20 protein-coding genes and 1 tRNA gene are annotated in these 18,551 nt (G+C 71.4%); 14 read left to right on the top strand and 7 right to left on the bottom strand.

Annotated features, from left to right (window positions below):
- Positions 1-26 precede the first annotated feature (26 nt).
- The 13 genes from QZ433_RS11865 (at position 27) to QZ433_RS11805 (ending at position 11,273) form a co-directional block, all read left to right on the top strand.
- A complete protein-coding gene (locus tag QZ433_RS11865; RefSeq protein ID WP_295783687.1) occupies positions 27-941 on the top strand; it encodes a TadA family conjugal transfer-associated ATPase in 915 nt (304 codons plus the stop codon).
- Positions 938-1,813, top strand: a complete 876-nt coding sequence (locus tag QZ433_RS11860; protein WP_295783686.1) for a type II secretion system F family protein — start codon at positions 938-940, stop codon at positions 1,811-1,813. The genes QZ433_RS11865 and QZ433_RS11860 overlap by 4 nt, the downstream gene beginning before the upstream one ends.
- A 58-nt stretch (positions 1,814-1,871) precedes the next feature.
- Complete coding sequence (locus QZ433_RS11855) at positions 1,872-2,099, top strand: DUF4244 domain-containing protein (protein ID WP_295783684.1); 228 nt, start codon at positions 1,872-1,874, stop codon at positions 2,097-2,099.
- Positions 2,100-2,125: 26 nt separating this feature from the next.
- Positions 2,126-2,422: a TadE family type IV pilus minor pilin gene (locus QZ433_RS11850; protein WP_295783681.1), complete on the top strand. Its 297-nt coding sequence runs from the start codon at positions 2,126-2,128 to the stop codon at positions 2,420-2,422.
- Positions 2,422-2,751 carry an Rv3654c family TadE-like protein gene (locus QZ433_RS11845; RefSeq protein ID WP_295783678.1) on the top strand — a complete coding sequence of 110 codons (330 nt, stop codon included), beginning with the start codon at positions 2,422-2,424 and terminating at the stop codon, positions 2,749-2,751. Before QZ433_RS11850 ends, QZ433_RS11845 begins: the two co-directional genes overlap by 1 nt.
- Before the next feature lie 60 nt (positions 2,752-2,811).
- The gene (gene topA, locus QZ433_RS11840; protein WP_295783676.1) at positions 2,812-5,727 is read left to right on the top strand and encodes a type I DNA topoisomerase; all 2,916 of its coding nucleotides are present in this window, start codon (positions 2,812-2,814) and stop codon (positions 5,725-5,727) included.
- A complete protein-coding gene (gene tmk, locus QZ433_RS11835; protein ID WP_295783673.1) occupies positions 5,724-6,398 on the top strand; it encodes a dTMP kinase in 675 nt (224 codons plus the stop codon). Before topA ends, tmk begins: the two co-directional genes overlap by 4 nt.
- Before the next feature lie 88 nt (positions 6,399-6,486).
- Positions 6,487-7,665, top strand: a complete 1,179-nt coding sequence (locus QZ433_RS11830) for a DNA polymerase III subunit delta' (protein WP_295783671.1) — start codon at positions 6,487-6,489, stop codon at positions 7,663-7,665.
- On the top strand, positions 7,662-9,203 hold the full coding sequence (locus QZ433_RS11825) for an alpha/beta hydrolase (protein WP_295783666.1): 1,542 nt from the start codon (positions 7,662-7,664) through the stop codon (positions 9,201-9,203). Before QZ433_RS11830 ends, QZ433_RS11825 begins: the two co-directional genes overlap by 4 nt.
- Positions 9,204-9,249: 46 nt before the next feature.
- Complete coding sequence (gene deoC / locus QZ433_RS11820) at positions 9,250-9,921, top strand: deoxyribose-phosphate aldolase (protein WP_295783663.1); 672 nt, start codon at positions 9,250-9,252, stop codon at positions 9,919-9,921.
- Positions 9,922-9,986: 65 nt separating this feature from the next.
- Positions 9,987-10,059: transfer RNA gene (locus QZ433_RS11815), tRNA-Thr, on the top strand.
- 216 nt (positions 10,060-10,275) lie between these two features.
- Positions 10,276-10,671 carry a hypothetical protein gene (locus QZ433_RS11810; RefSeq protein WP_295783660.1) on the top strand — a complete coding sequence of 132 codons (396 nt, stop codon included), beginning with the start codon at positions 10,276-10,278 and terminating at the stop codon, positions 10,669-10,671.
- Between the two features lie 23 nt (positions 10,672-10,694).
- On the top strand, positions 10,695-11,273 hold the full coding sequence (locus QZ433_RS11805) for an isochorismatase family protein (RefSeq protein WP_295783659.1): 579 nt from the start codon (positions 10,695-10,697) through the stop codon (positions 11,271-11,273).
- Positions 11,274-11,364: 91 nt separating this feature from the next.
- On the opposite strand, the gene QZ433_RS11800 is transcribed toward QZ433_RS11805, so the two are convergent.
- The 3 genes from QZ433_RS11800 to QZ433_RS11790 all read right to left on the bottom strand — a co-directional run bounded on the left by QZ433_RS11800 (position 11,365) and on the right by QZ433_RS11790 (position 15,235).
- Complete coding sequence (locus QZ433_RS11800; RefSeq protein ID WP_295783656.1) at positions 11,365-12,468, bottom strand: PAS domain-containing sensor histidine kinase; 1,104 nt, start codon at positions 12,466-12,468, stop codon at positions 11,365-11,367.
- A 161-nt stretch (positions 12,469-12,629) separates the two neighbouring features.
- Complete coding sequence (locus tag QZ433_RS11795; protein ID WP_295783655.1) at positions 12,630-14,219, bottom strand: molybdopterin-dependent oxidoreductase; 1,590 nt, start codon at positions 14,217-14,219, stop codon at positions 12,630-12,632.
- A gap of 41 nt (positions 14,220-14,260) precedes the next feature.
- Positions 14,261-15,235, bottom strand: coding sequence for a DMT family transporter (locus tag QZ433_RS11790; protein ID WP_295783652.1), 975 nt, complete (start codon positions 15,233-15,235; stop codon positions 14,261-14,263).
- Positions 15,236-15,315: 80 nt separating this feature from the next.
- On the opposite strand from QZ433_RS11790, the gene QZ433_RS11785 reads away from it, so the two are divergent.
- Positions 15,316-15,789 (top strand): Lrp/AsnC family transcriptional regulator, encoded by a 474-nt coding sequence (locus QZ433_RS11785; protein WP_295783649.1) that lies wholly within the window; start codon positions 15,316-15,318, stop codon positions 15,787-15,789.
- Between the two features lie 46 nt (positions 15,790-15,835).
- Here the strand turns inward: QZ433_RS11785 and QZ433_RS11780 are convergent, their stop codons facing one another.
- From QZ433_RS11780 to QZ433_RS11765, 4 genes are all read right to left on the bottom strand, one after another.
- Complete coding sequence (locus QZ433_RS11780; RefSeq protein WP_108320189.1) at positions 15,836-16,021, bottom strand: hypothetical protein; 186 nt, start codon at positions 16,019-16,021, stop codon at positions 15,836-15,838.
- Positions 16,022-16,122: 101 nt separating this feature from the next.
- Positions 16,123-17,163, bottom strand: coding sequence for an aldo/keto reductase (locus QZ433_RS11775; RefSeq protein WP_295783644.1), 1,041 nt, complete (start codon positions 17,161-17,163; stop codon positions 16,123-16,125).
- A 119-nt stretch (positions 17,164-17,282) separates the two neighbouring features.
- Positions 17,283-18,311, bottom strand: coding sequence for a methionine synthase (locus QZ433_RS11770; protein ID WP_295783639.1), 1,029 nt, complete (start codon positions 18,309-18,311; stop codon positions 17,283-17,285).
- Positions 18,312-18,331: 20 nt separating this feature from the next.
- Positions 18,332-18,551 (bottom strand): putative oxygenase MesX (locus QZ433_RS11765; RefSeq protein ID WP_295783636.1); only part of this gene is annotated, 220 nt, incomplete at its 5' end.

The raw sequence follows: 18,551 nt of genomic DNA, 5'->3' as shown, positions 1-18,551 counted from the left end.
GCGCGTCACCCGCCGACGACGCCGCGCTGACCTTCCTCCGGCCGTTCCTCGACGATCCGCGCATCACGGATCTGCTGATCAACGGCGAGGACGGTCTCTTCGTCGATCGAGGCGCGGGAATCGAGCGTGTGCCGTCCTGGGGTGCGGTCGAAGAGGAGGTGCGTCGCCTCGCCGTACGGTTGATCGCCCTCGGCGGACGCCACCTCGACGATGCGTCCCCCTGCGTCGACGTTCGTCTCACGCACGGCGTCCGCGTCCACGCCATACTGGCACCCGTCGCCGTGCGGGGCACGAGCATCTCGATCCGCATCCCGCGACGAGAGGCCCTCGATCTCGCGGCGCTCGAGCGCACGGGGATGCTCACGGCGACCCAGCGACGCGGGCTCGCGTCGCTGGTCGATCGCCGTGAGAACGTCCTCGTCTCGGGGGCCACCGGCGCGGGCAAGACGACCCTGCTGACGGCGTTGCTCACGGCGGTGCCCACCCATGAACGCATCATCACCATAGAAGAGGTGTGCGAGCTCCGTCCGCGCCACCCGCACCATGTCGCCCTCGAGGCGCGCCAGCCCAATCTCGAGGGTGCCGGCGGCGTCTCCCTGTCGCGGCTCGTCCGCGAGGCCCTGCGCATGCGGCCCGATCGCCTCGTCGTGGGCGAGTGCCGGGGAGCCGAGGTTCGCGAGCTTCTGTCCGCGCTCAACACCGGGCACGACGGGGGAGCCGGGACCCTGCACGCGCGGAGCCTGATCGACGTCGCCCCGCGACTCGAGGCGCTCGGTTCCCTCGCCGGCATGGACCCCGCGACCACGGCTCAGCAGTGCGCGGCCGCGATCGACGCGATCGTGCACGTGGAGCGCACCGACGACGGCCGACGGATCACGGGGTGGGGTCGTCCGATCGTGCAGGACGGCCGGCTGCGGATCCAGCCCCGGGAGTGGTCGTGACGCGTCGAGCGGTCGAGGCGGATCCGCTCGAGACGGTTCTGCGCCTGGCCGTGCTGCTCGCGGCCGGGGCATCCGCGAGCGCCGCCTGGGCCGAGCTCGCCCGGACCGGTGACGAAACGCTGCGTGCGGCCGCGACGGCGGCGGCGCGCGGAGGCGACGTCGGCGAGCCGCTCCGCGCAGCGGGGGCGGCCTGGCACGACGTCGCCGCCATCTGGACGGTGGCCGTCGAGACGGGAGCGCCGCTCGCCGACACCCTGCGAACGGTGGCGGGCAATCTCCGCGACACCGCCGAGATCGGTGCCGACATCGACGTAGCCGTGGCCGAACCCGTCGCGACGGCCCGCCTGCTCGGCTGGCTGCCCGTGCTGGGGGTGGCGATGGGTGTGCCGATGGGTGTCGACCCCGTCCGCACGCTCGTGGCCGAGCCCATCGGCGTCGCGTGCCTCGTCGGGGGAGTCGTGCTCCTGGTGGGGGCGCGCGCGTGGACCGGCCGGCTCGCGGCCGCGGCGCGACGACGTGCGTCGACACCCGGCCTGCGCGCCGAGCTGTGGGCGATCGCGCTGTCGGCGGGGGTCTCGGTGGATCGCGCTCGTTCTCTCGTCGATGAGCGGAGCGGCCTCGGACTCGCCGACGACACCGACGTCGATCGCACAGTCGCCCTGGCCGTGCGCGCGGGGGTGCCCGCCGCCGAGTTGCTCCGCGGCGACGCTTGGATCGCCCGGCATCGGGCACGCACCGCGGGCCGCACCGCCGCGGCCCGCCTGTCGACCCGCCTTCTGCTCCCGCTCGGCGTCTGCACCCTGCCCGCCTTCCTGCTGCTCGCCGTGGTGCCGATGATGCTCGGGCTGCTGCGCGCGAGCCCGTTGCCCTGACCCCCCTTCACCTCGACCCGTCTCTCGAAACCGCCCACCCTTCCACCGAGGAGTCCACATGAACCCGTTCCGCCGTCGCCTTGCCACCCCGTCCGACCTTCCGACGCTCGATTCACCTCGCGCTCACGCGCTCTTCCTCGACGAACGCGGTGCGGCCACCGCCGAGTACGCGATCGCCACCATGGCGGCGGTGGCGTTCGCGGGACTGCTCGTGATGATCATGCGCAGCGACGAGGTGCGCGGCATCCTCACCGATCTCGTCCGTCGCGCCCTCACGGTTCAATGAACCGCGGGCTCGACGAACGGGGCGCCGTGACCGCCGAGTTCGCCGTCGCCCTGCCGGCCGTCATCCTCGTCCTCGCGCTTGGCGTGGGCGCGGTCGGCGCCGCGGCGACGAGCGTGCGGCTGCAGCATGCCGCGACGGAGTCCGCGCGCCTGCTCGGCCGCGACGACCCCGACGCGCTCGCCGCCGTCGCCGAGGCGGGTGGCACGGCCGCCGTCGACCGCCGCGACGGATTGGTCTGCGTCACCGCGACCGCGTCCCCGCGGGGCGCTCTGCCGCTGCCTCCGCTGTCGGCCCGCGCGTGCGCCCTCGACGGGGGACGCTGATGCCCGGAGCGGTCGCCACGACCGGGATCATCGCCGTCGTGGTGGTCGTGAGCGTCTCTCTGACGGTGGTCGGCGGAGCCGCGGTCGCGGCGCAGCGACTGGCCGGAACCGCCGACGCGGCGGCGCTCGCGGCGGCCGACGCGGCGAGCGGCGCCGTCGCGGGCAGTCCCTGCGCCGAGGCCCGGCTCGTCGCCGAGGCGGGTGGGGCGCGCCTCGCCTCGTGCGAACTCGACGGCCTCGTCGCCACCATCGGCGTCGCCGGGGCGTACGGTGGGATTTCATTCGATGCGCATTCGCGGGCCGGACCCCCCGATGCTTCGAGCCCGTGAGACCTCCCGGAACCCGGACAGGGAGGCGTGTGTATGGTGTGCATCGACGAAAGGACCCCAGTGGCAAACGGCAAGAAACTCGTCATCGTCGAGTCCCCGACGAAGATGAAGTCGATCCAGGGATACCTCGGCGACGACTACGAGGTGCTCAGTTCGGTCGGTCACATCCGCGACCTCGCATCGAAGAAAGAGATCCCCGCCGACAAGAAGGCGGCGTACGGCAAGTACTCCATCGACGTCGAGAACGACTTCGACCCCTTCTACGTCGTCAACGATCGCAAGACCAAGACGGTGGCCGAGCTCAAGCGGGCTCTCAAGGGCGCCGACGAAGTCCTGCTCGCCACTGATGGTGACCGCGAGGGCGAGGCCATCGCGTGGCACCTGCTCGAGGTCCTCAAGCCCAAGGTCCCCGTGCGCCGCATGATCTTCCACGAGATCACCAAGGACGCCATCAAAGAGGCCGCCGAGCACACGCGCGAGCTCGACGTCTCGCTCGTCGACGCGCAAGAGACGCGCCGCGTCCTCGACCGCCTCTACGGCTGGGACGTCTCGCCCGTGCTGTGGCGCAAGGTCGGCTCCGGTCGCGAGGGCACGGCGCTCAGCGCCGGCCGCGTCCAGTCGGCGGCGACCCGCATGGTCGTCGAGCGCGAGCGCGAGCGCATGGCGTTCGTCTCCGCCTCCTACTGGGACGTCGAGGCTCTCGCCTCGCAGGCCGGTTCATCGTTCACCACGCGGCTGAACCGTCTGGACGGCGCCCCGATCGCCCGCGGCGGCGACTACGACGACAACGGACAGCTCAAGAAGGCCGTCGTCGTGCTCGACGAGACCGCCGCCCGCTCGTTGGCCGAGGCGATCACGACCGCCGGTCGCGCGACCGTCGCCAAGGTCGAGGCCAAGCCCGGAACCCGCAGCCCGCGCGCCCCCTTCACCACCTCGACCTTGCAGCAGGAGGCGGGGCGCAAGCTCTCGATGAGCGCCAAGCACGCCATGGGCGTCGCGCAGCGGCTCTACGAGAAGGGCTTCATCACCTATATGCGTACCGACTCGGTCGCACTGTCGGGCCAGGCCATCTCGGCGGCCCGCGCGCAGGCCGTCGCCCTCTACGGCGACAGGGCCGTGCCGGCCAACCCCCGCGTCTACAAGAGCAAGTCCAAGAACGCGCAAGAGGCGCACGAGGCGATCCGTCCCTCGGGCGAGACCTTCCGCACGCCGTCGTCGCTCGCCTCTTCTCTCGACCGCGACGAGCAGAAGCTGTACGACCTGATCTGGAAGCGCACGGTCGCCAGCCAGATGGCGGATGCCAAGTACGAGACCACGACGGTCACGCTCACCGTCGACGCGGCCGACAAGGTCGCCGAGTTCACGGCATCCGGAACCGTGTACACCTTCAAGGGTTTCCTCGAGGCGTACGAGGAGGGCGCGGACGAGAAGCGCAACGACCGCGACGCGGACGCCGACCAGTCGCTGCCCGCCGTCGCCGTGGGCGACGAACTCGCGATCAGCGACGTCGAACCCAAGGGGCACAGCACCTCGCCCAAGCCCCGCTACACGGAGGCGAGCCTGGTCAAGGCCCTCGAGGAGAAGGGCATCGGTCGCCCCTCGACCTTCGCGAGCATCATCGGCGTGATCCTCGACCGCGGCTACGTCACCAAGCGCGGGCAGGCCCTCGTTCCGAGCTGGCTCGCGTTCAGCGTGGTGCGCCTGCTCGAAGAGCACTTCGCCGACCTCGTCGACTACGACTTCACCGCGGCGCTCGAGGACGACCTCGACGCGATCGCGCGCGGCGAGCAGCGTCGCACCGAGTGGCTCAAGGAGTTCTACTTCGGCTCCGACAAGCAGGTCGGTCTGCGTCACATCGTCGACAACCTGGGCGAGATCGACGCGCGCGAGCTCAACTCGACGCGCATCACCGACACCGCCACGCTGCGTTTCGGCAAGTACGGTCCCTACCTCGAGGTCACCGACCCCGCGGCCGCGCCCGACGCCAAGCCGCGCATCGTGAACATCCCCGAGGACCTCGCTCCCGACGAGCTCACGCCCGAGAAGGCGCAAGAGCTGATCGACGCGCCGGTCGCGGGAGACCGCGTGTTGGGCGAGAACCCCGAGAACGGCAAGCTCGTCGTCGTGAAGGACGGCCGTTTCGGTCCGTACGTGCAAGAAGTGGATGCCGAGGAGCCCGAAGAGGTCGACCAGGCCACGGGCGAGGTCGTCGACCAGCCCAAGAAGCGCACCGCCAAGAAAGAGGCCGCACCCAAGCCCCGGACGGCGTCGCTCTTCCGCTCGATGTCGGTCGACACGATCGAGCTCGACACCGCCCTGCAGCTGCTCTCGCTGCCGCGCGTCGTCGGAGCCGACCCCGAGACCGGTGCCGAGATCACGGCGCAGAACGGCCGCTTCGGTCCATACCTGAAGAAGGGAACCGACTCCCGTTCCCTCGACAACGAGCAGCAGATCTTCGACATCACGCTCGACGAGGCGATCGCCAAGTACGCCGAACCCAAGTACGGCGCGCGCCGCGCCTCCAGCGCGCTGAAGGAGTTCGACGCCGATCCCGTCAGCGGCAAGCCGATCCGGCTCAAGGACGGCCGCTTCGGCCCGTACGTCACCGACGGTGAGACGAACGCGACCGTCCCGCGCGGCGAGAACGCGCTCGAGATCACCTTCGAACGCGCGGTCGAGCTCATCGCGGACAAGAGGGCCAAGGGTCCCGCCCCGAAGAAGGCGACGACGGCGCGCAAGACGCCCGCGGCGAAGTCGACGGCGGCGAAGACCACGGCGGCGAAGACCGCGGCGGCGAAGACCGCCACGGCCGCCAAGACCACGGCCACGAAGACCACGGCCGCCAAGACCACCACGGCGAAGACCGCGGCGGCGAAGACCACGGCGGCCAAGACGACCACGGCGCGAACGACCGCGGCGAAGGCGACCGCGGCCAAGGCCACGACCACGCGCAAGGCGCCGGCGTCGTCGTCGTGACGGCGCACGGTACCCGGCCGCTGCACGCCCCGCGCGCGGCGGCGGCCGGGGGGCCCGGTCTCTTCGTCACGTTCGAGGGTGGCGACGGGGCGGGCAAGACGACGCAGGCCGCGCTGCTCGAGCAGTGGATCGGCGAACGCGGCGGATCGGTCCTCCGCACGCGCGAACCGGGTGGAACCGACGTGGGCGTCCGCATCCGCGACATCGTCCTGCACCACCGCGGTCACATCGATCCCCGCGCCGAGGCGCTGCTGTACGCGGCCGACCGCGCCCACCACGTCGAGACGGTGGTCCGCCCGGCGATCGCGCGGGGAGACGTGGTCATCCAGGACCGCTACCTCGACTCCTCGGTCGCCTACCAGGGTGCGGGCCGCGTGCTCGACGCGCAGGACGTGCGCGCGCTGTCGCTGTGGGCCACCGACGGGCTGCTGCCCGACCTGACCGTCCTGCTCGACCTCGATCCCGTTGCTGCGCGACGGCGATTGGATGCCGACGACAAGCCCTTCGACCGCCTGGAGGCCGAGAAGGGCGAGTTCCACGCGCGCGTGCGCGCCGCCTTCCTCGATCTCGCGGCAGCCGAGCCCGATCGCTTCCTCGTCCTCGACGCGACGCAGCCGCCCGAGTCGCTCGCGGAACGCGTGCGGGCGGCGGTCTCGGCCCGCCTGGGCTGACGTCGAGATCGCCGCGGGCGCCTCACCCCCGGTGCATCCACAGCCGGCGCCCGGGGTCGTGTCGGACCCCGCGATTAGGCTGGATGCCATGTCCGTCGCGCACGCCCCGATCGTCCCCTCCGCCGGCGCGGCGCCCTTCCCGTGGGACGCCGTCTGGGGGCAGGACGACGCGGTCGACACGCTCCGGACGGCGGCGTCCGATCCCGCAGCCCTCGCCCACGCGTGGCTCCTCACCGGCCCGCCCGGCTCGGGTCGTTCCACCCTCGCGTACGCCTTCGCGGCCGCGCTCATCGCCGACCCGGGCGACGAGCGCGCGCAGCAGCAGGTCCTCGCGCGCACCCACCCCGACCTCACGGCACTGCGCACCGAGCAGGTCGTCATCCGCATCGACGAGGCGCGACGCCTGGTCGAACGTGCCTCCTTCGCCCCCTCTCTGGGTCGGCACCGCGTGATCGTCGTCGAAGACGCCGACCGCATGGCCGAGCGCACCTCGAACGTCCTCCTGAAGGCGCTCGAGGAGCCCCCCGAGAAGACGGTGTGGATCCTCTGCGCTCCCAGCGACGCCGACCTGCTTCCCACGATCCGCTCGCGCGTCCGCGTGCTGCGGCTGCGGGAGCCCTCGGTCGCGGATGTCGCGGCGCTGATCGTGGAGCGCACCGGCGTCGCCGCCGACGTGGCCGAGGAATCCGCCCGTCACGCGCAGCGGCATATCGGCATGGCCCAGCGCCTCGCCACCGACGACGACGCCCGCGCCCGGCGGGCCGAGACGCTCGCCGCGGTCCTGGCGGTCCGCGGCATCGGCGACGCGTTCGATGTCGCCGGACGCATCGTGCGTCTCGCTACCGACGACGCGAAGGCGCTCACCGCCACGCGCGACGACGAGGAGCGACGCGCGCTGCTGCGCATGCTCGGCGTCGCCGAGGGCGCGGCGGTCCCGCCGTCCGTGCGCGGGCAGGTGAACGCCCTCGAAGACGACCAGAAGCGTCGCGCTACGCGAAGCCTGCGGGACGGGATCGACCGTGTGCTCACCGATCTGCAGTCGCTGTTCCGCGACGTCGTCATGATCCAGTACGGACGCGAGGCCGACCTCGTCAACAGCGAGCGGCTCGAGGCGCTGCGCGCCCTCGCGGGGGAGTGGACCCCCGCCAGAACCCTCGGGGTGCTCGACCGCATCTCGGTCACCCGCAACAACCTCGAGCAGAACGCCGCCCCGCTGCTGGCGCTGGAGAGCCTCATGATCACCGTCGCCAACGGATCCACCCCGTGACCGCCCGTCGTCGCCTCGCCGCCGTCGTCGCCGCTCTCGCGGGCCTGGCCCTGACGCTGTCGGGGTGCCTCTACGCGCAGATCCCTCCGATGGCCCCCGACTCGACGCGGTCTCCCGCGCCCGTGACCGAGGGCATCGACCCGAGCTTGCTGTCGTACTACGGGCAGACGCTCACCTGGAGCGACTGCGGCGCAGCGGGCTTCGACTGCACCACCGTCACAGCCCCGCGCGACTACGGCGATCCCTCGGCCGGCGACCTGCAGCTGGCGGTCATCCGGCATCGGGCGACCTCGGGCGAGCCGCTGGGGTCGCTCTTGACCAACCCCGGCGGCCCGGGCGTCAGCGGCGTCGACACCGTGCGCGACTCCCTCTCGCTCGTCGCCGATGAGAACCTCACCCGTTCCTACGACGTGATCGGGTTCGACCCGCGCGGAGTCGGGCAGTCCGCGCCCGTCACGTGCTACGACGCGGCGGGCATGGACGCGTTCCTCTACGACATCCCCCCGGGAGCCCGGGGCAGCGACGAGCGCAACGCGGCCCTCGAGCAGCGCCAGGCCGACTTCGCCGCAGCCTGCGCGGCGGGGAGCGATGGCATCCTCCCGTACATCTCCACCGAGAACGCGGCGCGCGACATGGACCTCCTGCGCGCGGTGCTGGGCGATCCGAAGCTGAACTACCTCGGTTTCTCCTACGGATCGTTCCTCGGCGCGACCTATGCCGGCCTGTTCCCCGAGCGCGTGGGACGGATGGTGCTCGACGGCGGCATCGACCCGAGTCTGCCGGGAACCGAGAGCGGGATCGCCCAGGCGGTCGGATTCGAGAACGCCCTGCGCGCCTTCATGGGTGACTGCCTGTCGACGTCCGAGTGCCCGTTCAGCGGCTCGGTCGACGACGCGATGGCCGACCTGTCGTCGCTGCTCGCGCGCGTCGACGCCCGACCGATCACGGGCCCCGACGGTCGACTCCTCGGCGCGGACTCCCTCGTCACGGCGATCGTCGCGGCGCTCTACAGCGACCAGAGCTGGCCCTACCTGCGCGTGGCTCTCGCCGACGTGCTCAACGGCGATGCCTCGGTCGCGTTCCAGCTCGCGGACTTCTACAACGGTCGTGTCGACGGGCAGTACCAGGACAACACCCTCCAGGCTCTGCGCGCGTACAACTGCGTCGACTATCCCGACGAGGGCGACGAGGACGACCCGGCCGTCGAGCAGGAGCTCTCGCAGAAGGCACCGGTCGTCGCGCCCTACTGGCTCGGTCCCGACGCCTGCGCGGCGTGGCCGGCGCCGCCGACCGGTACGCGCGCGCCGATCACGGCCCCCGGTTCTCCGCCGATCGTCGTGCTCGGCACGACGGGCGACCCCGCCACCCCGTACGCCGAGGCGCAGGCGCTCGCCGGTCAGCTGTCGCAGGGAGTCCTCGTCACGTACGTCGGCGAGGGGCACCTCGCCTACAACAAGGGAAACGACTGCGTGAACGCCGCCGTGGACGACTATCTCGTCGCCGGCACGGTGCCCGCCGAGGGCCTGCGCTGCGAGTGACGCCGCTCGCGCCTAGGCTTGATCCGTCAGACCCGAGGAGATCCCTATGACCGCGCCCATCGCCGACCTGGCGACCTACATCGACCACACCTTGCTCAAGCCCGAGGCCACCCGCGCCGACGTCGAGCGTCTCATCGCCGAGGGCGCCGAGCTCCGCACCTACAGCGTGTGCATCTCGCCGTCGTTCCTGCCCGTCGAGGTTCCCGCGGGACTCAAGCTCGCCGTCGTGTGCGGCTTCCCCAGCGGCAAGCACCACGCCGACGTCAAGGCGGCCGAAGCGGCGCTGTCGGTGGCGCAGGGTGCCGACGAGATCGACATGGTCATCGACATCGGCGCGGCGATCGCGGGCGACTACGCCGTCGTCGAGTCCGAGATCCGCGCCGTCCGCGCGGCGGCTCCGGCTCCGACGGTGCTCAAGGTCATCATCGAGTCGGCGGCCCTCAGCGACGAGGCCATCGTCGCCGTGTGCCAGGCGGCGGTGACCGCCGGTGCCGACTTCGTCAAGACCTCCACGGGCTTCCACCCGGCGGGCGGTGCGTCGGTGCACGCGGTCGAGCTGATGAAGCAGACCGTCGGCGACCGCGCCGAGGTCAAGGCCTCGGGTGGGGTGCGCACGCGCGAAGCGGCCGAGCAGATGATCGCCGCCGGCGCCACGCGCCTGGGTCTCTCGTCGAGCCGGGACATCCTCGCGGACCGCGCCGCGAGCGGCGATTACTGATCGCGTTCCGCGAAGTGCTCTGAAGCATGTAAGATCGATGATCGTGCACGCGACAGCGCGCACATGCCGCCTTAGCTCAGACGGCAGAGCGATTCACTCGTAATGAATAGGTCAAGGGTTCGATTCCCTTAGGCGGCTCCGAAGGCCCCCACCCGCTTCCACCGGGTGGGGGCCTTTTTGGTTCCCCTCCCGCACGGTCCGATCCGTGAGCCGATGACGAGCCGCCTCGTGCCGTTCGTCGGTCGCCCCGCGCACCCGCTCCGGGCCCACGCACCGTCCCCGGTAAGCTGGTGCCGCCCCGGCCCGCCTCCGCGCGACGGCCCGTCTTCCGCCCGCAACCCGCTGGAGCTCCCCGTGTCGAACGCTCTCGATGCCCTGATCGAGATCTTCACGTGGGTGGGGCTCGGCGGAGGGGCTCTGCTCGCGCTGGCCGCGGTCGTGCTGCTCTTGGCCGATGGCACGTGGCTGCCGGCGCGCGCGGTGGTCGAGGACGTCGAGGGCGGCCGCGTGGTGCGCTGGTTCGACGACGACGGAGGGGTGAACGAGGCACCCCTGTCCGCGCATGACGAGGAGAAGATCGGTCGCGCCGACATGGCCGACATCTTCTATCGCCGCGGCACGGCGCACCGGATGCGTCTGACGCGTTCCTCTCCCTCCGTGCGTTTCGTGTCGCTGCTCGCCGCGGGAGTCCTCGGTCTCGGCGCGGTGGCTTTCGTCGTCTCGATCGTGCTGTTGTTCGCCCGGGGCTGAGACCTCGCGTCTAGGCTCGACGCATGACTCGCGCGCTGTTCATCGTCGACGTCCAGAACGATTTCACCGAACGCGGGGCCCTCGGCGTCGACGGCGGTGACGCCGTCGCGGAGAGGATCTCGCGATTTCTCGACGGCCATGCCGACGACTACGCGGTCGTGGTGGCCTCGCGTGACTGGCACCACGGCGATGACGACAACGGCGGTCACTTCTCCGCCGCCCCCGACTTCGTCGACACGTGGCCCGTGCACTGCGTCGGCGGTACCTACGGGGCCGAGTACGACGACGTCTTCGACACCTCCCGCGTCACCCATCACCTGAAGAAGGGGCAGGGGCGACCGGCCTACTCGCTCTTCGAGGGGGTGTCCGACGACGGCGAGACCGCCGCGTCGATCCTCGATCGGCACGGCATCCGCGACATCGACATCGTCGGGATCGCGACGGACTATTGCGTGCGGGCCTCGGCCCTCGACGCGGTGGCGGCCCAGCGGCGCGTCCGCGTTCTCACGGACCTCATCGCGGGCGTGCACCCCGAATCGAGCGCAGCCGCGCTGCGCGAGGTCGAGACAGCCGGCGCGATTCTCACCACGTCCGAGGTCTGAGCGGCGCCGTCGACCCGCGACGCGCCGCGGCACCCGTATCGGCCCGCGCGGCCCTGATCACCGATCGCCGCGACGGGCCGGAGCGTCCGCGTCAGTCGACGACCTCGTCGTCGACGCGCGGGATCGAGATCACGACCGTCGTCCCCTCGCCGAGTGCGCTCTGTATCCGCAGCGCCCCGCCGTGCGCCGACACGATCTGCTGAACGCTGGCGAGCCCGATCCCGCGTCCCCCGTCGCCGTCGTCGGCCAAGCGCCCGCGGTGACCCTCGTGCGTGATCGAGGCGAGGTCGTCGGGATGGATGCCGCGCCCGTGGTCGCGCACGCGGATGGCTGCGCCCTGATCGGTTTCGTAGGCGTCGATCTCGACGACGTCGTCCGAGTACTTCGCCGCGTTCTCGATCACGTTGGCGATCGCGCGGCGCAGGCCCAGGACGTCGCCGAGGACGGGGACGGCATCCATCTGTCCGAAGTGCACCCGCCCGAGCTCGCCCGGCAGCACGACCGCGACCGCTCCGCGCGCGATGAGGTCGAGGGTGGCGCGGCGCCGTCCGCGCTCGGCGGTGCTGTTCACGTCGTTCATCAGCGCCTGCGCCATGGCGATGATGTGGTCGCTCGCGTCGCCGGCGAGTCGCAGCAGACGGTGGTCCGGCGGCAGCTCCTCGCCGATCAGGTCGAGATAGCCACGCAGGGCGGTGACCGGAGAAAGCAGGTCATGCGCGAAGGTGCGCTGCAGCGCGGCCCGCTCGTCGGCGGCCTGCTTCTCACTCGTCAGGTCGCGTACGATCTTCACGAAGCCCTGCACCTGGCCGAGCTCGTTGCGGATCGCCGAGATCGTCACGCGCGCCCAGAACTCCGTCCCGTCGCTGCGGACGCGCCAGCCGGTGTCCTCGACGTGTCCGTCGCGCTGGGCGGCGGCGAGCAGTTGGTCGGGCAGTCCGCGCCGCTGGGCCTCCGCGCGGTAGAACCGCGAGAAGTGCGAGCCGATGATCTCGTCCTCGGTGTAGCCCTTGATCCGTTCGGCGCCGTGATTCCACCCCCGCACGAATCCGCCGCTGTCGAGCTTCACGATCGCGAAGAGGTCGACCTGTTCGTCCCAATCGCGGGGGATGGATCGCCGGATGCTCCTCAGCGGGTGCGGCGCGGGCGCGGCGCCCGCTGACGGGGGAGCGGTCGGTTCGTCGGGCACCGTGGTCATTCGAGACCACCGTTCGGGCGGGTGGCGCGTGCGACAGGCATGAAGCGATCATGCCCCGCGCGGGCCGCGCGGGTCGAGCGATTGACATCGACGGCGCGGTGGCCGATGCGACGACGCGCGCCCTCGGGCCGAGGACGCGCGTCGTGAGGGGCGGTGGGACGTCAGCTCCGGACGGTCACCAGGGTGCGCTGCCACCCGCTCGAACCGTCGGGCGCGATCGGCGCCTGCTGCTCGATCTGCAGGTTGCCCTGCTTGTCGGTGGCGCGCACCGCGATGTAGTGGCTGCCGGGCTCGGCGTTCCAGTCGAAGCGCCACTGCACCCACGACTGGTCGTTGATGGGGTTGGACAGCTGGGTCTCCTGCCAGTCGCCCTCGTCGATACGCACTTCGACCTTCTGAACGCCGAGGGGCTGCGCCCAGGCCATGCCCGCGACGGTCACGGTGCCCGCGGTGACGGGGGTGCCGATCTTGGGGGTGTCCACGCGAGACGACAGCTTGATGGGGGCCTGCGCCGCATAGCCGCGGGGGGTCCAGTACGCCTCGTCCTTGTCGAAGCGGGTGACGGTCAGCTTGGTGACCCACTTGGTGGCCGAGACGTAGCCGTACAGACCGGGCACCACCATGCGCACGGGGAACCCGTGCTCGAACGGCAGCGGCTCGCCGTTCATGGCGACCGCGAAGATCGCGTCGAGGTTGTCGTCGACCAGCGCCGACAGGGGAGTGGATGCCGTGTACCCGTCGACGCTCTCGGACAGCACCATGTCGGCGTCGGCCTGCGGTCCCGCCATGCGCAGGATGTCGCGGATGGGGACGCCGGTCCAGATGGCGTTGCCGACGAGATCGCCGCCGACCTCGTTCGACACGCACGTGAGGGTCACGCCGTATTCGTCGAGACCGCGGTTGACGAGGTCGTCGAAGCTCAGCTCGATCGGGGTGTCGACCATGCCGTCGATCTGCAGACGCCAGGTGGTGGGGTCGACGTTGGGTACCGTGAGCGCGGTGTCGACGCGGTAGAAGTCGCTGTTGGGGGTGATGATCGGGCTCAGGCCCTCGATCTCCCAATTGGCGCCGTCGGGGACGGTGACGGTGCGGCGGGCCGAGGGCAGGCGCAGAGCGTCCCGGGCCGCGGCGACCGAGGACGTGGTGGCGTTGAGCACGCGGGCGCCGACACCGACGACGACGGCGCCGAGTGCGGTCAGACCGGTGAACAGCAGGAACTGGCGACGGTCCGTCCCCGCGGTCTCGACGTCGCGGTCCCGGGCCGCGCCCATCCAGCGCTTCAGGCGTCCGATCGCGAGCACCAGGACGGCCACGCCGACCACGGTGCCGACCACGGGCGGCAGCCACGAGAGGGCTCCGGCCCCGGCGCGCGTGATGATCGCCGCGGTGGCGAGGATGCCGCCGATGCCCAGCAGCACCGCGCCCACGAAGCGGAAGCGGTGTTCCAGCACACCGGCGACGGCGGCGGCCACGGCGGCACCCAGTCCCACGCCGACGAGCAGGGCGATCTTGTCGGACTCGCCGAAGAGCGTGATCGCCAGCTCCTTCAGCGGGCGGGGCACGATGTCGACGATGAACGAGCCGACCGCCAGGACCGGGCTCGCGGATCGTGCGAACAGCGCCGCGAGAAGTTCGGCGACGGCGAGCAGGGCGGCGGCGGCGACGATGCCGGCCAGCGCGGCCCAGGGCCACGCGTGCGGCTTGCGCGTCGTGGTCTTCTCGGTGGCCCGTGCCCGGGTGTCGGTCGTCATGGCATCCCTCGCTCCTGGCAGCACGCACGCGTGCTCCCGTCTCACTCTCTCTTCGGAGCGGAAGGGGGATCGGATGCCGGGATCCCCGTGCGCGGCGTCGTCTCGACCGCCCTAGCGGGAGCCAGCGCGAACGTGGCCACGCCGGTCACGATGAGCGCCAGCGCGACCGCGAGCCCCGGTGTCAGCGCCTCGCCCAGCAGCGGGACCGCGACGAGCGCCGTCAGGACGGGGCTGAGCGCTCCGGCGGCGGCGGGGATGCTGCTGCCCAGGTGCTTCACGGCGACCACGTAGCAGGCGGTCGAGAGCAGTCCGGTGCCCACGCCCTGGACGAGCGCGTAGGCGCCCCACGCGCCCGGGTCGATCCCGCCCGTGAAAAGGTGCGACGGCATCGCTCCGGTGGCGGCGAGGACGAGCGCGGCGATCAGCGAGCTCAGGGAGACGATCGCGATGACGCCGACGGGGTCGAGACCGGTGCGGGCCAGTCCGAGCGTGTAGGCGGCCCACACGAAGCCGGCGGCGAGCAGTACGGCGATCCCGCCGGGTCCCCCCGGCCCGCCGGTGAGGGCGGCGCTGGCGGCGACCCCCGCCACGATCAGGCCCAGGGCGGCGAGCCGGCGCGACGGAATCGTTCGGCGATGGCGAGCGAGGAGCAGGAGGGTGACGAACAGGGGGACCGTCCCGGGCACGAGCAGCCCGGTCAGGGCGGCCGAGGTGAGATGCGCGCCGCCGGCGAACAGCAGGAAGTGGGGCAGGCCGGCGAGCAGGACGAGGGCGAGAACCCCGGGCCGCTCACCACGCAGGCGGCGCAGGGTGCGCGGCATCCACGGCACGAGCAGCAGCGCGGGCACGCCGAAGCGGACGATCGCGGCATCCGCCACGGTCATCCCCGTGCTCTCGAGCGCACGGGTGGACAGAGCGAAGGACGACCACAGGCAGATGACCGCCGCCAGGGCCGCGACGCCGGTGAGCGCGCCGCGAGCGGGCACGACGGTCCGCGGCAGGGGGAAGACGGTCACGAGCCGAGCGTAGAAATGATCGGCGCGCAGGCGATTGCGAAAATTGCTGTAGCGGCGAAAATATTGGCAGAATCTGCCCTATGACACCGCTCGACCGCATCGATCACCTCATCCTGCGCGAGCTGCAGCAGGATGGGCGCCTCACCAATCAAGAACTCGCCGACCGCGTCGGCCTCTCGCCCTCGCCGTGTCTGCGACGTGTGCGACAGCTCGAGCAGGCGGGCATCATCGAGGGGTACCGCGCCGTCGTCTCTCCGAAGGCCGTCGATCTGACCATCACGGCTTTCGTCCGCCTGCGGCTCGCGTCGCACGAGGGGGCGACGGTGGATGCCGTCGAGCAGCGCTTGCGCGCGATCCCGCACATCGTCGAGGCGCACCTGCTGGCGGGCGACTGGGACTATCTGGTCCGCATCGTCACCCCGAGCTTCGAGGAGTACGAGAGACTCCTGCGCGAGCACCTGCGGGCGATCCCCTCGCTGTCGTCGATCGACACGACGTTCGCGTTCGCCGTGACCAAACCGGTGTCGCCGCTCCCGCTCGGCGCCGGCGCCTGAAACGACCCCCGCCGGGCGGGACGAGTCCCGGCCCGGCGGTGGTCTGTCAGCGCGCCTGGCGCTGCTTCAGCAGCTTCGCCTGCACCTTGCGGCGGATCTTCTGCACCTTCGGGTCCTTCCAGACCCGGTAGGCGACCGTCCCGGCGGCAGCCGCTCGCCCGATCGCCGTTCGTGCGAGGATCGCTCCCGCGAGTCCGACCGCGCCCGTTCCGATCCATCGTCCGACACCCATGACGCCTCCTTCGATCGCGTGTGCGAGGTTCCATCACACGGGATCGACGGGCCGAGGGCGCGACGCTTGCGCCGGAACGGCGGGTGTGCTGCGTGCGCCGGTCAGGCGATGCGTTCGCCGATACCGGCCGCGAAGGGCTCGAGGGCGGCGAGGACGTCGTCGCTCAGCGTGGTCGTGCTCGCAGCCACCGCGTCGTCGATCTGGCTGGTTCGCGAGGCCCCGATGATCGCCGTCGTGACCACCGGGTCGCGCAGCACCCACGCGACCGCGAGCTGCGGGATCGAGAGACCGGCTTCGCGGGCGACGCGGTCGATGCCGCGGATGCGCTCGAGGTAGTCGTCGGTCAGGGCCGAGGCGTCGAGGAAGCGACTGTCGGCCGCGCGCGAGTCCGCCGGGACCGAACCGTCGAGGTACTTGCCGGTGAGCAGCCCCTGGGCCAGCGGCGAGAACACCGCGCTGCCGACCGCCAGCCCGCGCAGCGTCGGGAACAGCTCGGCCTCGGGCGTGCGGTCGAAGAGCGAGTACCGCGGCTGGTGGATGAACAGGCGCACGCCCTCGGCGGCGAGCAGCTCGTGCGCGCGGCGGGTGAGGTCGGCGGGGTAGTTCGAGATGCCCGCGTACAGCGCCTTGCCGCTGCGGACGATGTCCGCCAGCGCGTGGACGGTCTCTTCGATCGGCGTGTCGGCGTCGACGCGGTGCGAGTAGAACACGTCCACGTAGTCGGTGCGCATCCGCGTCAGGCTCTGCTCGAGCGAGCGCATCAGGTACTTGCGCGAGCCGCCGTCGCCGTAGGGGCCGGGCCACATGTCGTAGCCGGCCTTGGTCGAGAGGAACAGCTCGTCGCGGTAGCGTCGCAGGTCTCTGTCGAGCACGGTGCCGAACGTCGTCTCGGCGGCGCCGTAGGGCGGGCCGTAGTTGTTGGCGAGGTCGATGTGCACGATCCCGCGGTCGACGGCGTGGCGCAGGATCTCGCGCTGCACGTCGAGGGGACGCGCGCTGCCGAAGTTCTGCCACAGCCCGAGGGAGATGCGGGGGAGAGGGATGCCGCTGGCCCCGGCCCGCTGGAACGGGACGTCGTCGTAGCGGGTCGCGGCGGCTTCGAACGGCGAGGTCAGGCGGGGGTCATCGGCGGCGATGGGCATGTGGCTCCTCGGAACGGGGAAGGGGGCGATCCGACTCTGCCACGGCATCCGCTCGCCGGTCGACACCGCGGCCGGGACGGCGAGGGGCGGGCGCGGCGTCCTCCGGCCCGCCCTGTCGATCAGCCCGCGAGCTCTTCGCGCAGCAGCGCCGCGCCCGCGGTGAGTGCGCTGACCTTGTCGTAGGCGACATGACGCGGAAGCGGCGCCATGCCGCAGTTCGAACTCGGGACGAGCTTGTCGGCATCCACGAACTCCAGGGCGCGGCGCAGGGTGTCGGCCACCTCTTCGGGTGTCTCGATGCGCTCGCTCGCGACGTCGAGGGCGCCGAGCATGACCCTCTTGCCCCGGACCAGCTCGACGAGCTCGATCGGGACGTTCGATCGGTGGCTCTCGAGCGAGATGGTGTCGATGCTCGAGCGCTGCAGCAGGGGGAAGGACTCCTCGTACTGGCGCCACTCCGAGCCGAGCGTCGCCTTCCAGTCGGTGTTGGCCTTGATGCCGTAGCCGTAGCAGATGTGTACGACGGTCTCGGCGCGAAGTCCCTCGGCGGCGCGCTCGAGGGCGGCGACCCCCCAGTCCTTCAGCTCGTCGAAGAAGACGTTGAACGCCGGCTCGTCGAACTGGATGATGTCCACTCCCGCCGCTTCGAGTTCGCGCGCCTCCTGGTTGAGGATGGTCGCGAACTCCCACGCGAGCTTCTCGCGGCTGCCGTAGTGGCGGTCGGCGAGGGTGTCGATCATCGTCATCGGGCCGGGCAGGGCCCACTTGATCGGTCGGTCGGTCTGCGCGCGCAGGAACGCGGCATCCTCGACGAAGACGGGACCTCGGCGGCTCACGGCGCCGACCACGGTCGGCACGCTCGCGTCGTAGCGGTCGCGGATGCGCACCGTCTCGCGGTTCTCGAAGTCGACCCCGTCGAGGTTCTCGATGAAGGTGGTCACGAAGTGCTGACGGGTCTGCTCACCGTCGCTGATGATGTCGAGACCACGGCGCTCCTGCTCCTGCACCGCGGCGCGCAGCGCGTCGTGCTTTCCCTCGACCAGCACGTCGCCCTCGAGCTCCCAGGGCGACCAGAGCACCTCGGGCTTGGCGAGCCACGCGGGCTTGGGGAGGCTGCCGACGGTCGAGGTGGGCAGGAGGGTCGTCACGGCGGCGGTTCCTTCGCGGGTCATCGGACGGGGGCGGCGTAGTCGGCGGCCCACGCGTCGAGGATGTGACGGTGGGGCGTCACGAAGTGCTCCTCGGCGTAGCGGCCCTGGGTGACCGCGAGTCGGCTGCGCTCCTCGCGGTCGTAGTCGATGCCGGTCCGCACGAACTCGGGCTCGTCGAGCGTCGGCCGGTAGACCTCGCCCGCGGGGCTGACGGCGTTGTAGATCTCGGGACGGTAG

This window comes from uncultured Microbacterium sp. (genome assembly GCF_913776565.1).
In the GTDB taxonomy this organism is placed as follows: domain Bacteria; phylum Actinomycetota; class Actinomycetes; order Actinomycetales; family Microbacteriaceae; genus Microbacterium.
This window is presented reverse-complemented; position numbering and strand designations above follow the sequence as displayed.

Bases quoted from the DNA above. Each gene is read 5' to 3' on its own strand.
- QZ433_RS11855 (WP_295783684.1), top strand. From the start codon at position 1,872: ATGAACCCGTTCCGCCGTCGCCTTGCCACCCCGTCCGACCTTCCGACG.
- QZ433_RS11845 (WP_295783678.1), top strand. From the start codon at position 2,422: ATGCCCGGAGCGGTCGCCACGACCGGGATCATCGCCGTCGTGGTGGTC.
- QZ433_RS11830 (WP_295783671.1), top strand. From the start codon at position 6,487: ATGTCCGTCGCGCACGCCCCGATCGTCCCCTCCGCCGGCGCGGCGCCC.
- deoC (WP_295783663.1), top strand. From the start codon at position 9,250: ATGACCGCGCCCATCGCCGACCTGGCGACCTACATCGACCACACCTTG.
- QZ433_RS11805 (WP_295783659.1), top strand. From the start codon at position 10,695: ATGACTCGCGCGCTGTTCATCGTCGACGTCCAGAACGATTTCACCGAA.
- QZ433_RS11800 (WP_295783656.1), bottom strand. From the start codon at position 12,468: ATGACCACGGTGCCCGACGAACCGACCGCTCCCCCGTCAGCGGGCGCC.
- QZ433_RS11795 (WP_295783655.1), bottom strand. From the start codon at position 14,219: ATGACGACCGACACCCGGGCACGGGCCACCGAGAAGACCACGACGCGC.
- QZ433_RS11785 (WP_295783649.1), top strand. From the start codon at position 15,316: ATGACACCGCTCGACCGCATCGATCACCTCATCCTGCGCGAGCTGCAG.
- QZ433_RS11780 (WP_108320189.1), bottom strand. From the start codon at position 16,021: ATGGGTGTCGGACGATGGATCGGAACGGGCGCGGTCGGACTCGCGGGA.
- QZ433_RS11775 (WP_295783644.1), bottom strand. From the start codon at position 17,163: ATGCCCATCGCCGCCGATGACCCCCGCCTGACCTCGCCGTTCGAAGCC.